The sequence below is a fragment of the Micromonospora hortensis genome (assembly GCF_022230935.1).
GTDB classification, from domain to species: Bacteria; Actinomycetota; Actinomycetes; order Mycobacteriales; family Micromonosporaceae; genus Micromonospora; species Micromonospora hortensis.
Genome location: NZ_JAKKFE010000012.1, coordinates 248,042 through 263,180, shown reverse-complemented (window position 1 = coordinate 263,180; position 15,139 = coordinate 248,042). Strand labels below are relative to the sequence as shown.

At 71.3% G+C, this 15,139-nt stretch carries 11 protein-coding genes and 1 pseudogene; 8 read left to right on the top strand and 4 right to left on the bottom strand.

The annotated features are described in order from the left end of the window. Positions 1-67: 67 nt before the first annotated feature. The 7 genes and pseudogenes from NIE111_RS09715 to NIE111_RS09685 all read left to right on the top strand — a co-directional run bounded on the left by NIE111_RS09715 (position 68) and on the right by NIE111_RS09685 (position 7,000). Entirely contained in the window at positions 68-1,072 is a 1,005-nt protein-coding gene (locus tag NIE111_RS09715; RefSeq protein ID WP_238684059.1) for an ABC transporter substrate-binding protein, read from the top strand. Further along, positions 1,069-1,857, top strand: coding sequence for a class I SAM-dependent methyltransferase (locus NIE111_RS09710; protein WP_238684058.1), 789 nt, complete (start codon positions 1,069-1,071; stop codon positions 1,855-1,857). Before NIE111_RS09715 ends, NIE111_RS09710 begins: the two co-directional genes overlap by 4 nt. Positions 1,858-1,952: 95 nt before the next feature. After that, entirely contained in the window at positions 1,953-2,942 is a 990-nt protein-coding gene (locus NIE111_RS09705) for a FecCD family ABC transporter permease (protein WP_238684057.1), read from the top strand. Then, on the top strand, positions 2,939-3,772 hold the full coding sequence (locus NIE111_RS09700) for an ABC transporter ATP-binding protein (protein ID WP_238684056.1): 834 nt from the start codon (positions 2,939-2,941) through the stop codon (positions 3,770-3,772). Before NIE111_RS09705 ends, NIE111_RS09700 begins: the two co-directional genes overlap by 4 nt. A 112-nt stretch (positions 3,773-3,884) precedes the next feature. Continuing rightward, positions 3,885-4,525: pseudogene (locus NIE111_RS09695) on the top strand (GNAT family N-acetyltransferase). Between the two features lie 132 nt (positions 4,526-4,657). Further along, complete coding sequence (locus tag NIE111_RS09690) at positions 4,658-4,804, top strand: hypothetical protein (RefSeq protein ID WP_167337290.1); 147 nt, start codon at positions 4,658-4,660, stop codon at positions 4,802-4,804. A gap of 162 nt (positions 4,805-4,966) precedes the next feature. After that, entirely contained in the window at positions 4,967-7,000 is a 2,034-nt protein-coding gene (locus tag NIE111_RS09685) for a hypothetical protein (RefSeq protein WP_238684055.1), read from the top strand. Between the two features lie 44 nt (positions 7,001-7,044). Here the strand turns inward: NIE111_RS09685 and NIE111_RS09680 are convergent, their stop codons facing one another. Further along, positions 7,045-7,626, bottom strand: coding sequence for a TetR/AcrR family transcriptional regulator (locus NIE111_RS09680; protein WP_238684054.1), 582 nt, complete (start codon positions 7,624-7,626; stop codon positions 7,045-7,047). A 125-nt stretch (positions 7,627-7,751) separates the two neighbouring features. Here NIE111_RS09680 and NIE111_RS09675 point away from each other — a divergent pair, with 125 nt between their 5' ends. Then, a complete protein-coding gene (locus NIE111_RS09675) occupies positions 7,752-9,200 on the top strand; it encodes a serine hydrolase domain-containing protein (RefSeq protein ID WP_238684053.1) in 1,449 nt (482 codons plus the stop codon). A gap of 171 nt (positions 9,201-9,371) precedes the next feature. On the opposite strand, the gene NIE111_RS09670 is transcribed toward NIE111_RS09675, so the two are convergent. Genes NIE111_RS09670 through NIE111_RS09660 form a run of 3 tightly spaced genes read right to left on the bottom strand, consistent with a single transcriptional unit; the run spans position 9,372 to position 15,024 of the window. Further along, positions 9,372-12,239 carry an FAD-binding and (Fe-S)-binding domain-containing protein gene (locus NIE111_RS09670; protein WP_238684052.1) on the bottom strand — a complete coding sequence of 956 codons (2,868 nt, stop codon included), beginning with the start codon at positions 12,237-12,239 and terminating at the stop codon, positions 9,372-9,374. Positions 12,240-12,262: 23 nt separating this feature from the next. Next, positions 12,263-13,447 carry an anhydro-N-acetylmuramic acid kinase gene (locus NIE111_RS09665; protein WP_238684051.1) on the bottom strand — a complete coding sequence of 395 codons (1,185 nt, stop codon included), beginning with the start codon at positions 13,445-13,447 and terminating at the stop codon, positions 12,263-12,265. Positions 13,448-13,458: 11 nt separating this feature from the next. Beyond that, positions 13,459-15,024 carry a sodium:solute symporter gene (locus NIE111_RS09660; RefSeq protein ID WP_238684050.1) on the bottom strand — a complete coding sequence of 522 codons (1,566 nt, stop codon included), beginning with the start codon at positions 15,022-15,024 and terminating at the stop codon, positions 13,459-13,461. Positions 15,025-15,139: the final 115 nt, after the last annotated feature.

Sequence of the window (15,139 nt, the reverse complement as noted above, 5' to 3'; positions counted from 1 at the left end):
TCCGCCGGCTGGCGCACCGCACCCCCGCCGGCCAGGCCACCGAGGCGCTGTTGATATGTTCCTGCCCATGAAAACCGTTTTCATTAAGGTGGGTCTGTGCCTGGTACTGGCCGCGGCCGGCTGCTCCGACGGGGGAGCCGCCGCGCCGGCCGCGCAGGGCCACCTGGCCACCCCGGTCCAGCTGACAAACTGCGGATTGCCGGTCAGCGTCACCGCGCCACCCCAGCGCGCGATCGCACTCGAACAGAACGCCACCGAGATCATGCTCAGCCTCGGTCTCGCCGATCGGATGGTCGGCACCAGCTACCAGACCGACCCGGTGCTGCCCGACCTGCGCCCCGCGTACGAGAAGGTGCCGGTGCTGGCCAAGCTGTACCCCTCACGAGAGGCGGTCCGGGCGGCGAATCCGGACTTCGTCTACTCGACCTACACCTCCGCGTACGCTCCGGACGCCGCCGGCTCGCGCGCTGACCTGGCCACGCTCGGCGTGCCGGCGTACCTCTCCGAGTTCGCCTGTGAGAAACCGGCGGACGCCACCCAGACGGTCACCTTCGACGGGATCTTCGACGAGATCCGCGACATCGCCGGCGTCTTCGGCGTCCCGGAGCGGGCCGACAAGCTGATCCACGACCAGCAGAGTCGGTTGGACGCCGCCCGAGGTGTGGCGCCGACGGCCGTGCCGAGCGCCGGCCCGTCACTGCTCTGGTACTACTCCGGAACGAGCACCCCGTACGTGGGCGGGCACGGCGGGGTTCCGGACGCGATCAGCTCGCTGCTGGGCGCCCGCAACACGTTCACCGATGCCAGCCAGAAGTGGCCGGCCGGCAATTGGGAGGAGATCGCCAAACGCAACCCGGAGGTGATCGTGGTGGCCGATCTGACCAGGGGCGGCGACGGCGACAGTGCCCAATCGAAGATCGACTTCCTGCGCCGCAACCCGGTGACATCGAAGCTGGACGCGGTGGTCGCCGGACGGTTCGTCACAGTGCCCGGCTCGTCGATGGACCCGTCGATCCGCAGCGTCCAGGCGGCGGAACTGGTCGGCGCCCACCTGCACGGGACCGCCCGATGACTCCGCCGGCCGGCGCCGAGGTCGCCGCGCTGGACCAGTCGGCCGCCCGCCGCCTGCTCGAACTCTGGAACGACCAGCAGTCCGCCTACGTGGCCCACCGCGACCTGCGGTTCGACGTGATGGCCGACGTGCTGCGGCTGCACTGCCCGGACGACCCCGCGATCCTCGATCTGGCCTGCGGCCCCGGTGCGATCAGCGACCGGATGCTGGCCCAGTTCCCCCGTGCCACCGCCGTCGCTGTCGACTACGACCCGATCCTGCTGGAGGTCGCGCGGCGTGCTGTGAACCGGTACAGCGCACGGGTCGAGGTCCACGACGTCGACCTGGTGGCCGACGGCTGGGAGCACGCTCTGACCGGACGGCGGATCGACGCCGTGCTCACCTCGACGGCACTGCACTGGCTGGCGCCGGAACAACTGCTGCGGGTCTACACCACAGTGGCGCGGCTGCTGCCCGCCGGTGGTGTGCTGCTCAACGCCGACCACCTCCGATACGACGAATCGGCGCCCACCCTGCGCGACATCGCCGGTCGGCACGACGCGCAGGTGCAGCAGGAGACATTCGCTGCCGGAGCGCTCACCTACTCCGCCTGGTACGCCGAGGCGGCCCGACACCCGGAACTGGCCGGGCTGGCAGCCCAGCGGGAACTGCGGTTCGCCGACCGGCCGCCGCAGGCCCCAGCGTCACTGGAATTCCACCTGGCTGCCCTTCGCACGGCAGGGTTCGCCGAGGTCGGCACCGTCTGGCAGTACCTGGACGACTACGTGGTGTTCGCCCGCCGATGAACCCGCGAGTCGCACGATCCCCAGTCTCGGCGAGCGGCCGGCGGGACTCGCCACCCCCTCCCGGCATCTCGAGAAATGGTCGGTACGTCCTTCCGTTGGCACTGCTCCTGCTACTGGCCACCATCGCGGCGGCGGTCAGCGTGGGCTCGGCCGATCTGCCGGTCGACAGCGTCCTACGCGCGGTGGCCAGCCATGTGGGCCTCCCGGTGCAGCCCCTACCGCCGTTGCCGGACAGCATCGTGTGGGATCTCCGGTTGCCCCGGGTGCTGTTGGCCGCGTTGGTCGGTGCCGGTCTGGCCGTGTGCGGGGCCGTCCTACAGGCGCTCACGCGTAACCCGCTGGCCGATCCGTTCCTGCTCGGTGTCTCGTCCGGCGCCTCCACCGGAGCGGTGGCGGTGCTGGTACTCGGCATCCGGATCGGCGCCGGCCCGGTCGACCTGACCACCGGCGCGTTCGTCGGCAGCATGGCCGCGTTCGGCGCGGTGCTGCTGCTGGCCGGCCGGCGGGCCGGCGAGCCGACCCGGATCGTTCTCGCCGGGGTGGCCGTCTCACAGCTCTTCAGCGCGGTGACCAGTCTGATCGTGATCTCCGACGCGCACACCCAGGACACCCGTAGCGTGACGTTCTGGTTGCTCGGCTCGCTGACGGCGGCCTCCTGGTCGTCGGTGACGCTGGGCGCGGTGGTTGTCGGCGTCGGCCTGCTGGTGTGCTGGACCAGTGCGACGGCGCTGGACGCGTTCGCGTTCGGCACCGATACCGCCCGCTCGCTCGGCTTCTCTCCCGGGCGCACCCGGCTGCTGCTGTTCACCGTCACCGCTCTGATGGCAGCCGCGCTGGTCGCGGCGAGCGGCGCCATCGGTTTCGTCGGGTTGACAGTGCCACACGCCGTGCGGTTCCTGTTCGGCTCCCGGCATCGCACGTTGCTGCCCGCCTGCGCGGTGATCGGCGCGATCTTCCTGATCTGGGCGGACACCGTGGCGCGGACCGTCTTCTCACCACAGGAACTGCCGGTGGGCGTGCTCACCGCCCTGCTCGGGGTGCCGGTGTTCGCGCTGGTCATGCGGCGCCGGACGGGTACGCCGTGATCGCGCCGGGCACCACCGGCCGGGGACTGGGCGGTGACCCTTCCCTGGCGGGAGCGTCGCCGGCGCGGCTGGAAGCGGACGGGATCGGGTGGGGCGTGGCCGGCGTACGGATCCTGGCCGGGGTGGCGCTCACCGCCGAACCGGGTGCCACTGTCGGGCTGCTCGGGCCGAACGGCTCCGGCAAGTCGACCCTGCTGCGGCTACTGGCCGGGCTGGCGCGGCCGGAGTCCGGGCGGGTGCTGCTCGACGGCGTCGCGGTGGACGCGATACCCCGGCGTGCGTTGGCTCGTCGGATCGCGGTGGTCACCCAACAGGTGGCCACCGACGTGGAGATGTCCGCACTGGAGGTGGTTCTGCTGGGCCGGACCCCGTACCGGCCACGCCTTGCCGGGGTCGGCGCCGCCGATCTGGACCTGGCGCGGCGCGCGCTCGCAGACGCCGGCCTGGCCGGGTTCGAGCAGCGGCGCTGGTCCAGCCTCTCCGGCGGTGAGCGGCAGCGGGTGGACCTGGCCCGCGCGCTGGTGCAGCAACCGGATCTGCTGCTGCTCGACGAGCCGACCAACCATCTGGACATCCGGCATCAGCTGGATCTGCTGCGGTTCCTCGCCGAGTCGGCCAGCACCGTCGTGGTGACCCTGCACGATCTCAATCTGGCCGCGCAGTACTGCGACCGGCTGGTGCTTCTGTTCGACGGGCGGGTGGTCGCGGCCGGCACACCCGTCGAGGTTCTCACCACCAGCCAAATAGAGCAGGTCTACCAGGTGCGTACGGACGTCGACATCACCGCTGACGGTCGGCCTCGGATCTGGTACCGCAGCCACGCGACGTAGGCGCCGACGGAGCTGACGAAGCGGGGGCCGATGCATCGCGGCACAGTGCCGTACTCCAAGCGGGAGGATGTCCGAGCACTGTTTGGTCCGTATACCGGGGGAGAAGATGACCATGGACCGCACCTTGGCCGAGATCCTGGAAGCGGCGGCGTACGGGCACTTCCCGCCACCGGACGGCGGGACCACTGTGGTGTCGCAGCCGAGCCGCCGCGACGCCGGAGTCATCGCCTTCACCGGACACTCGGTGGTGTTCACCGACGAAGATCCCCAGTGGGTACGTCGTACGTTGGCCACCCTCGACTGCGACTCCCTGGCGGCCACGATGAATCCGCGTTTCCTGGGTGCGCTGCTCGACCGCACCCGGCGCTGCATGGACACGATCGACCTGTTGACCGTCGCGAGTTGCCTTGCCGGGCCACCTCCGTTGCCGCTGACCGAACTGGCGGACGCCGGTCATCCTCGTGAGGTCAGGTCACGTCGGCGCCGTGACGACATCCGCGTCTGGGCCGCCGAGGGTGGGGGGTCGTGCTCGGCCGCGGCGTGGCCGGTCGTTGGGAGGCGGCGGTGGAGGTCGACGACGAGCGTCGCCACCGGGGCCTGGGGCGGGCGCTGGCCACGGCCGCCCGACATCTGGTGCCCGACGGCCAGCCGGTCTGGGCCCAGCAGGCCGCCGGCAACGCGCGCAGCGTGCGCGCCTTTCAGGCGGCGGGCTTTCGACCGGTGGGCGCCGAAGCGCTTCTTCTCCCGACGTAGGTATCGCTTCGGACCATCCGCACCTGCCACTGTGGGCCAAACCGTGATCGGCAGGAGGGTTTCCGAGATCACGACCGGGGGCATCCCGCGGATGAAGTCAGCCGCTCGTTACCCCTGATCGAGGAGAGCACCATGTCGGTCCAGGCATTTCTCTACGTTGTCGCCGTCATCCTGATCGTGCTCGCTGCTCTGCCGCTGCCCACGAGGGGTGTCTCGCTCGCGCTTCTGGGCGCCGCCTGCGCCCTGCTCGCCTACGCCTGGCCGGTGATCACCGACTGACCTTTCGTTAGTCGTCGTCGATGCGGCCGGTGGCCGGCAGCCAGAGCGTGATCGGGCTGCCCGACCACCGGCCGCGACTGTGTTTCGCTTGCTGAGTCTCTTTCACACGCGTAGGAAGAACACCACCCGTCGATCCGCCGTCCAGCGTCGAAGGAGATGCGTGTGACCACCTCCGGAGGGCTCCGTCTCACCGTGTCCGTGCTGGTGACGGCGGGCGCCGTCCTGCTCGGCACGGCGGCCCCCGCCGCACCGCCAACGACTCCCGCGCCGGCCGCGCACCCGTCCTGCGACCCGATCGACCCGACCGCCTGCCTGCTGCCGTTCCCGAACGACTACTTCACGGTGCCGGACCGGAGCAGCCCCACCGGCAAGCGGGTGCGGTTCGCCGCCGCCGCGATGCCCGCCAACGTGCAGGGGACCCCGATCGACCCGACGGAGTGGAACCGGCAGGACGGGTTCAGTCCGGGCTCACCGATCCTGGTGCGCGTACCCGGCCTCGACGCCGTGGCGAGCGGGATCGCGCCGGTCACCGACATCGGCCGCTCGCTGGCGTCGAACGCGCCGATCGTGCTGCTCAATGCCCGGACCGGCGAGCGCACGCCGTACTGGGCCGAGGTGGACGCGCACGCCGCCGGCCAGCCCGACCGGCAACTGCTGATCATCCGGCCGGCGGTGGCGCTGACCGAGGGCACCCGCTACGTCGTCGGCCTGCGCGGCCTGCGCGACGGCAACGGGGCGGTGATTCCGGCGCCGAAGGCGTTCACGGCGTACCTGACCGGTGCCGGCCTCACGCGGCGGGACGCTCGGGGGCAGCAGCTGAGGCGCATCGCCGCCGAGCTGAGCCGGGCCGGCGTCACGCGGCACAGTCTCTACCTGGCCTGGGACTTCACTGTGGCCAGCCGGCACGGGCTGACCGGGCGGATGGTGGCGGTCCGGGACGACGCGTTCGCCGACCTCGGCCGGGCCGCGCCGCCGGTCACCGTCACCCAGGTGACCGACTTTTCACCGGAGCAGGATCCGCTCATCGCCCGGCAGGTGACCGGCACCATCGGCGTACCGTCCTATCTGACCGGCGACGGCGGCCCCGGCTCCCGCCTGCACTACGGGCCGGCCGGCGGCGCCGGAACGCCGCCCACCCCGAATGCCCTGCCCACGCCGTCCGGCCCGACGCTGGCGGCCGACTTCGTCTGCAACATTCCGCGCAGCGCCTCGGCCGCGCGGCCGGCCCACCTCTCGCTCTACGGCCATGGACTGCTCGGCCGACCGACCGAGATCAACGCCGGCAACGTCAGGACGATGTCGAACACCCACAACTTCACCTTCTGCGCGACCAGTTGGATCGGCATGGCCGCTGCCGACGTTCCCTTCGTGGCCAACGCGTTCACCGACCTCAGCGTCTTCCCCGCTGTGGCGGACCGGTTGCAGCAGAGCTTCCTGAACTTCCTCTTCCTGGGTCGGGCGATGATCCACCCGGCGGGGTTCACCGCCCATCCGGCGTTCCGCGACGCCACCGCCCGGCCGCTGATCGATCGCGGCGGCGGGCTGCACTACGACGGCAACAGCCAGGGCGGCATCAACGGGGGTGCCCTGACCGCCATCGCCCAGGACTGGACCCGGTCGGTGCTCGGCGTACCGGCGATGAACTACTCGACACTGCTGCAACGCAGCGTGGACTTCGCGCCGTTCCAGACCGTGTTGGACGGCTACTACCCGGACACTGTCGACCAACAGTTGATCCTCGCGCTGCTGCAGATGTTGTGGGACCGGTCCGAGGCCAACGGGTACGCCCAGCACATGACCGACCGGCCGCTACCGCGCACCCCGGCGCACCAGGTGCTGATGCACGTGGCCTTCGGCGACCAGCAGGTCTCGCCCGCCGCGGCGGAGGTGCAGGCGCGCACCATCGGCGCGCGCCTGCACACTCCCGCGCTCGCCGGCGGCTGGTCACTGGACGTGCGGCCGTACTGGGGCATCACGCCGATCCGCCGCTACCCGTACACCGGCTCGGCGATCGTGATCTGGAACAGCGGCGCGGCGTACGCGCCGCCGCCGACCAACCTCGCCCCGGCCGGGCCGGAGTTCGGCGACGATCCGCACGAGTTCCCCCGCGCCCAGGCCGCAGCCCAGAAACAGAAGGCGGTCTTCCTGCTCACCGGCGAGGTCGTCGACGTCTGCGCGCGGACACCCTGCCCGTGACGCCGGGCCCGCCGGGACCACCATCCCGGCGGGCCGGCCCCGCGCTAGAACCGTGGCGTCATCCCCACGAGCAGCGCCTCGAGTACGCGATCGACGTACTCGTGGGTCAGCGGCTCCTGCGTGATGAGGAACTGGAAGTAGAGCGGGCCGGAAAGGATCGCCATGGCCACGTCCAGGTCGAAGTCGGATGAGATCTGCCCCCGCTGCTGTGCGCTCCGCAGCCGGGCGAGGGTCCGGTCCGCCTGCGGGCGGATGAAGCGTTCGTTGAGCGCGGCGGCGACCATCGGATCGTGCTGGGCCTCGCCGACCAGGGCCCGGTAGAGGGGGCCCAGTGGGGGCTGGCCCAGGAGGTCGACCGCCGCGTGGATCTGTTGGCGCAGGTCGGCCACGATGTCGCCGGAGTCGGGGTAGTCGAGTGCGGGTTCGCCGGAGTTGAGCACCGCGTCCAGGAACAGGGCGCCCTTGGACGGCCAGCGCCGGTAGACCGTGTGCTTGCCGACGCCGGAGCGGGCCGCGACCCCCTCGATACTGAGTTTGGCGTAACCGACCTCCTGCGCCAGCTCCAACGTCGTACGCATGATCGCGTTGGTCCGGTCGGTGGCCCTGGTGCGGCGGTCGTCGCTCATGCCGCCACTGTAACGGCACGGCACGTGCCGTTGACAATCCTCCGAGTGGGTGGCCAAACTGAGCGCAATCCACCAGCGGCACGGCACGTGCCGTACCAAAGCCTGACCGACCGAAGGGAAGCACCATGACCGAGACGCTGATCCGGAACGCCGACAGCGACCTGCACCCCCCGTCCGTACGGAGGTCGCCCAGCCGGCGATTCGACGTCGACCGCTGGCAGCGGCGGTTCGACGAGCTGCGCCACACGCACCACGTCCCCGGCGCGAGCCTGGCCGTGCTGCTCGACGGGCAGGTCCACGAGCTGGCGAGTGGGGTGCTGCACCGTGGCACCGACGTGGCGGTCACCCCGGACTCGGTGTTCCTGTCCGGCTCGATCGCGAAGGTCTACACCGCAACGCTCATCATGCGGCTCGCCGACCAGGGAAAGCTGGACCTCCACGCGCCGGTAGTGGACGTGCTGCCGGAGTTCGCCACCCCCGACGCCGAGGCGACCAGGACGATCACCGTTCGGCAGCTGCTGTCGCACACCGGCGGCGTGACAAACGACTTCAACTTCGACGGCGGCAGGGGTGACGACTGCCTCGCCCGATACGTCAGCGCCGCCCGACGGGTGGCGCTGGACTGCCCGCCCGGCACAGCCATCTCGTACGGCGGGCTCGGTTACATCGTCCTGGGCCGCGTCATTGAAAAGCTCACCGGCCTCACCTGGGACCAGGCGCTCAAGAGCCTCCTGTTCGAGCCGCTCGGCCTGGCACGCTCGATGACGCTGCCGGAGGAGGCCCTGCGCTTCCGCGTCGCCATGAGCCACCTGGGCGAGTCCGGTGGCTATCCCGACCCAGCCCCGTCCTGGGACCTGATGCCCCGCTCCATGGGGCCGGCGGGCAGGGTCATCGTCTCCGCCGGCGACATGGCCCGCTTCGCTCGGATGCACCTCGACGGCGGCCTCGCGCCCGACGGCTCCCGGGTGCTGTCCACCGAAGCTGTCGCCGCCATGCGACACCGCGCCGTCGACGTGCCCGACAAGTGGACGGTGAGCGCCGACGGGTGGGGTCTGGGTTGGACGCTCTACGACTGGAACGGCGTCCCCGGCTACGGCCACGACGGCGCGGCCATCGGTCAGTACGCCTACCTGCGCGTCGTCCCGCACGCGAACCTCGCAGTGGTCCTGATGACAAACGGCGGCGCGGCCCGACTGCTCTACGCCGACCTGTTCCGCGATCTGCTCTCCGAACTCGCCGACGTCACAATGCCCGCGCCGTTCGCCCCGGCCCCCGTGCCACCCCCGATCGACCTCGAACCGCTGCTCGGCACGTACCGGCGTGAGGGTGTCGTCCTGACCGTCTCCCGCACCGACGACGGCACACCGCACCTGCGGTACGAGTTCGTCGACGACATGGCAGGCATGTCGCCGCCCCTGGAGATGGACCTCGAACCGGTCACCGCAACGGTCTTCGCCGCCTCCGGCGCGGGACCGTCGTTCAGCGAGGACTACATGCCGGTGGTCTTCTCCACCCTCACCAACGGCACTCGGGTCTGCTACGTGGGCATGCGCGCCACGCCCAAGGTCGCCTGAAAGCCCGCGGGGCGCGCTGGCCGGGCCAGCGCCCCGCCGGAAACGAGGGCAAGAACTACCAGCGATCCGGCGCCACTAATACCGCGCCATCGCGCTCTCCTGAGTACCGCACCCACCGCGCCGCCCGCCGCAGATCTGCGGCGGGCGGCGCGCTCGCGGGTACGACACCGGCTACGCCGGCGGCTCGACCGCCTCGACGAGCAGTTCGAGCACATGCCGGTACGGCTGACCGGTGGCCCGGCTCATGCCCATCTCGCAGGTGCGGTTGCAGGAGGCGTACGCGTCGTGGTCGCGCTCGTTGATCTCGGCGGCCTGCGCCGCTGTGGCGCCGGCAGTGACCTCGGGGTGCAGCAGCCCACGGTCACCGGCAAAGGCACAGCAGCCCCAACTGTCCGGCACGGTGACGGTGTCGGCGACCGCCCCGGCCACCGCGCGCAGGTCGTCGATGCCGCCCAGGTGCACTGTGGAGCAGGTGGGGTGCAGGGCCAGCGAGCCCAGTCGCCGGGGCTGCGGCAGCGCCGGCAGGAGGTGCTCGGCGGTGAAGGTCACGCTGTCGACGAAGCGCAGCGCGCCGTAGCGTGCCCGGTCATCCTCGGCCAGCGCGGCGGTCAGTTGCGTCAGCCCGTGCGTGCACGACGACGCGTCGCACACGACGGGCAGGCGGCCCTCGTCGCTGGCCGCCCAGAGCGCGGCCAGGGTCCGCTCGGCCATCTCTCGGTGACCGGCGGGGTAGCCCTTTGACTGCCACGGGGTTCCGCAGCACAGGCCCGCCGTGCCAGTCGGCACGACGAGCGGCACCCCCGCCAGTTCGCAGAGGCGCAGGAACGCCGCCGCCGAACCGCCGGACGAGCCGTCCTCGGGTGCGAAGAGGCTGCCGACACAGGCCGCGAAGAACACCGCCTGGGCGTCCGGCGCTCTGCGCGGGGTGGGGCGGGGCGCGCCGGCGCGCGGCATGTCGTCGCTCCACAGCGGCACGAGTTCGGTGGCGCCGAGCCCGCGGATCGCCGTGGTGGCGGCGCGGGTGACCGGCGTCGGCACGGCGTGCGCGGCGGTCAGCCCCACCCGGACGCCCGTCACGGCGGCCTGCCAGTGCCGGGCGGCGGTGCGGGCGGTGCGCTGGGCGCGAGGGCTGTGCCGCTCGGCGCGCAGCCGTTTCATCGCCGCGCCGGTGTCGATGCCGACCGGGCAGGCGGTGACGCAGAGGCTGTCCGCGGCGCAACTGTCCACTGCGGCGTACTCGTAGTCTGCTGTCAGCTCCCGGCGGCGCTCCTCGTCGCCGGCGGCGGTGGCGAGGGCGATCTGCCGTTGCAGGACGATGCGCTGCCGGGGCGTGGTGGTGACGTCGGCGGTGGGGCAGACCGGCTCGCAGTAGCCACACTCGACGCAGGCGTCCAGCTCGGGGTCGACAGTCGGGACGGCCTTGAGCTGCCGCAGGTGCACTGTCGGGTCGTCGTTGAGCAGCACACCGGGGTTGAGCAGGCCGCTCGGGTCGCACAACCGCTTGAGGTCGCGCATCACGTCGTACAGCTCGTCGCCGTACTGCCGGCGGACGAAGGGTGCCATGGCCCGGCCGGTGCCGTGCTCCGCCTTGAGTGTTCCCCCCTCGGCGAGCACCAGGTCGACCATGTCGTCGGTGAACCGGGCGTAGCGGTCGATCTCGGCCGCTGTGTCGAAGGACTGGGTCAGCATGAAGTGCAGGTTGCCGTCGCGGGCGTGTCCGAAGATCACCGCGTCCGGGTAGCCGTGCCTGTCGAACAGGCGGATCAGACCGTCGCAGGTGCCGGTCAGGCGCGGCATAGGCACCGCGACGTCCTCCAACAGGGCCGTGGTGCCGGGCGGGCGGGCCCCGGCGACGGCGGTGTAGAGGCCCTTGCGCAGGTGCCAGAGGTTGGCCCGTTCGCGCGGGTCGCGGGTCAGCTCGGTGCCGGTGACGGCCGGCAGCCGGTCGAGCACGGGCCGGGCGTCGGCCAGCGTCGCGGCCAACTGCTCCGCGCTGTCCTCGGCGAACTCCACAAGCAGTCCGGCGTGGCCGGTGACCGTCAACCCGCGCAGGGCCGCGCTGGCGCCCGGATCGCGCTGGCTGACCCGTAGCGCGGCCGCGTCGAGCAGCTCGGCGGTACGGGCGCCGGCGGCGAGCAGGGCCGGCAGCGCGTCGGTGGCGTCGGTGAGGCCGGGAAGGATCAGCAGGCCGGTGGCGGCGTGGTCGTGGATCTCGACGGTACGGAAGACGGCCTCGGCCACGAAGCCGAGCGTGCCCTCACTGCCGATCATCAGGTGGGCGAGCATCTCGACCGGGGTGCTGTGGTCGAGCAGCGAGTTCAGCCCGTACCCCATGGTGTTCTTCATCGCGAACAGCCGCTCGATGGTGGCGCGTGACCCCGGCGTCGATCGCACCCGGTCGCGCAGGCGCAGCAGCCCGGCGTGCAGCTCGGGCTCGTCGGCCCGCAGCCGGTCGTCGGCGTCGCGGGCGCCGGAGTCGACGACGGTGCCGGACGGGAGCACGAAGCGCAGCGACTCCATGGTGCGGTACGCGTTGTCGGTGGTGCCGCAGGTCATCCCGCTGGAATTGTTTGCCACCATGCCGCCCACAGTGCAGGCGGCCTCGCTGGCCGGGTCCGGGCCGAGCCGGCGTCGGTAGCGGGCCAGCCGGGCGTTGGCCTGCCGGATCGTCAGGCCCGGCTGGAGCCGGATGCGGCGGCCGTCGTCGAGGACCTCGGCGTGCCGCCAGTCGGTGCGGACGTCGACAAGCACGCCCGCGCCGCCGGCCTGCCCGGCGAGGCTGGTGCCGCCGCCGCGCAGGGTCAGCGGCACGCCGGCCTCCCGGGCGCCGGCCATCAGCGCCCCCACCTCGGCGGCCGAGGCGGCGCGCACCACTGCCTGCGGCTCGAAGAGGTACGGCGAGGCGTCGTGCGCCGCCGCCAGCCTTCGGGGCAGCTCGGCGCTGGCCCGGCTCGGATCATCGAGGCGCGAGCGCAGCAGCTCGGCGACCTCGCGGGCGCGAGCGCCGGCCGCGGTCGGCGCGGGTACGGCGGTGCTCATGGGCGATCCTCCCAGGAGGGTGGTCAGTCGACCACCGGAGACTCGGCGATCAGCAGTCGGCGGGGCGGGGTGCTGGCCGGTGCCGGCAGCCGTAGCGGCTGCCGGCCGGGGGTGATGCTGCCGAGCACCGAGGCGTGTCGCGCGCCGGTGCCCGAGGGCAGGGTGCCCGGCAGCCCGTGCACTGTCAGGTAGCCGAGCAGCGCGAAGGCCAGCGCCTCCTTGGCGTCCGACGCGATGCCCAGGTCGTCGCTGGAGGACAGCTCGACGCCGGGCAGCTCGTCGGCGATCATGCGCATCAGCGTCGGGTTGTGGGCGCCGCCGCCGGAGACGACGAGTCGGGTGACGCCGTGGTCGCGGCAGGCGCCGGCCACAGTGACCGCCGTCAGTCGGGTGAGCGTGGCCAACACGTCCCGCGGGTCCGGTGTGGGCGCGTCGGCGAGGGCGGCGAGCAGGTAGGGCAGGTGGAACAGCTCCTTCCCGGTGCTCTTCGGGCCGGGCAGCCGGTAGTACGGCTCGTCGAGCAGCCGCCGCAGCAGGTCCGGGTTCACCTGCCCGGCGGCGGCGCCGCGCCCGTCCCGGTCGTACTCCTCGGTGCCGCCGCTGAAGTGGCGGGCGGCGGCGTCGAGGAGCGCGTTAGCCGGACCGGTGTCGAAGGCGAGCGGGTCCGCGTCCGGCGCGACGACGGTGATGTTGGCGATGCCACCCAGGTTCAGCGCGGCCGGGACGCCGGGCAGGCCACCCAGCAGCAGCGCGTCGAAGAGGGCGACCAGGGGAGCGCCCTGGCCGCCGGCGGCCACGTCGCGGCTGCGCAGGTCGGCGACGACCGCAAGGCCGGTGGCCTCCGCTATCCAGGCCGGCTGACCCAGCTGGAGGGTGCCCCGAACCGTGCCGTCCTCGACCCAGTGGTGCATGGTCTGCCCGTGCGAGACGACCAGGTCGGCACTGCCGTCGCACAGCTCGGCGAGGGCCCGCACGCCGGCCTCGGCGAAGGCCTGGCCGATGCCGGTGTCCAGCACGCAGATCGCCTCGGTGGTGGTCGCCCCGGGTGGCAGGGCCGCGGCGATCTGCGTGCGCAACTCGTCGGAGTACGGGTGGCTGAGCCGGCCCAGCGGTCGCATCCGCAGTGTGTCGCCGCTCATTTCGAACTCGGCCGCGGCGGCTTCGATGCCGTCGTAGGAGGTTCCGGACATCAGGCCGATCACGCGCATCACGTTCTCCTTCACGCCCGGCCGGCTGGCGTCGCCGCCGCGTCGTCGTCGATCTCGTCGCGACGTCCATGGTCGTACGGTGTCTCCGGGGCCGGGTGGAACCGGCTGGACACCGCGCCGACGACCAGGGTGATCAGGACGCCGATCGGGACCAGCCACTGCGCGGCGATGGCGGTGGCGGTGGTCGTCCCGGCGGTCGTCACATCGATCTTCACGTAGCGGACGATGTAGGTCATCACTGCCACGGTGACCAGGAAGGCGATCACCGCGTCGACCTGGTTGGCCCGCTTGACGAGACGGCCGAGCAGGAAGGCGCCGAGCAGCGCCCCGTAGGTGTAGCCGGCGATGGTCAAACCGGTCAGGTAGACGTTTCCGGTGCTGGAGCTGAACGCGCAGGCGAAGACCGCCATCAGCACCGCCCAGACCAGGGTCATCACCCGGGCGAGGCGGAGCATCGCGTCGTCGGATGGGACCTTGCGGAAGAAGCTGTGGATGAAGTCCGCGACCGTGGAGTTCGACATCGAGTTCAGCGCCGAGGAGAGCGAGCCCATGGCGGCGCCGAGGATGCCGGCCACCAGCAGACCCGAGATGCCCACCGGCAGGGCGTGCAGGATGAAGCTCGGGTAGAGGTTGTCGCTGCTGGCCAGGCCGAGTTCCTTGAAGGTCTGACCCTTGTTGTACGACCACAGCAGCGCGCCGACCAGGGAGAACGCCGCGAACTGGATCACCACGAAGATGCCCGAGGAGATCATGGCCTTCTGCCCCTCGCGCAGCGTGCGGGTCGACAGGATGCGCTGCACGATCAGCTGGTCCGACCCGTGGCTGGCCATCGCGAAGATCGCGCCACCGATGATCGCGGTCGGCAGGGCGAACGGGCTGGTGAGCACGTGCGAGAGGGCGAAGTTGGTGTCGAAGAGCTGGAACTTGCCGGCGTCCAGCGCCTGCGAGTAGCCGTCGAAGCCGACGGCGTGGCTGAGCACGGCGATGGCGAGGATCGCCCCGCCCAGGTACAGCCCCATCTGGATGGCGTCGGTCCAGATGACCGCTTTGATGCCACCGAGGTAGGTGTAGACCACAGTGATGAGCGTCAGGACGACGATGATGGCCTGGTAGCCGACGTTCAGCCCGAACTCGTCGAGAAGAAGCTTGATGGGGATGGCCGAGGCGAACAGCCGTACACCCTCGGCGAGCAGGCGGGTGAAGACGAACGTCACCGACGCGAGCCCTTGGAGTTTCAGGCCAAACCGCTCACCGAGGTACTGGTAGGCGCTGACGAACCCACCCCGCTTGTAGAGCGGGATGAGCACCGCGGCCACGACGACCCGACCGATGACGTAGCCCAGGGCCAGCTCGACGTTGCCGAAGCCCTGACCGCTGTAGGCGCCGCCGGGAACACTGATCACGGTCAGGACGCTGGTCTCAGTGGCGACCACGGAGAACGAGACGGTCCACCAGGGCAGTCGACCCTCGCCCACGAAGTAGTCCTTGGCGGACTTCTGTTTACCGGACAGGCGTAGTCCGACGTAGGCGATCACCACGAGGTACAGCACGATCACGACGAGGTCGAGTTGACGCACGGCTCGCTCCCAACCAGCGGTTGTCAATAAGTGACGTTGGGCCAGCCTAGCGCGAAACTTTTTGCCACTGCCCGTCCGGGCTGGTTACGCTGTGGTTTCAGCCTGCTGATACGGG

Bases quoted from the DNA above. Each gene is read 5' to 3' on its own strand.
- NIE111_RS09680 (WP_238684054.1), bottom strand. From the start codon at position 7,626: ATGAGCGACGACCGCCGCACCAGGGCCACCGACCGGACCAACGCGATC.
- NIE111_RS09670 (WP_238684052.1), bottom strand. From the start codon at position 12,239: ATGAGCACCGCCGTACCCGCGCCGACCGCGGCCGGCGCTCGCGCCCGC.
- NIE111_RS09665 (WP_238684051.1), bottom strand. From the start codon at position 13,447: ATGCGCGTGATCGGCCTGATGTCCGGAACCTCCTACGACGGCATCGAA.
- NIE111_RS09715 (WP_238684059.1), top strand. From the start codon at position 68: ATGAAAACCGTTTTCATTAAGGTGGGTCTGTGCCTGGTACTGGCCGCG.
- NIE111_RS09675 (WP_238684053.1), top strand. From the start codon at position 7,752: ATGACCGAGACGCTGATCCGGAACGCCGACAGCGACCTGCACCCCCCG.
- NIE111_RS09710 (WP_238684058.1), top strand. From the start codon at position 1,069: ATGACTCCGCCGGCCGGCGCCGAGGTCGCCGCGCTGGACCAGTCGGCC.
- NIE111_RS09690 (WP_167337290.1), top strand. From the start codon at position 4,658: ATGTCGGTCCAGGCATTTCTCTACGTTGTCGCCGTCATCCTGATCGTG.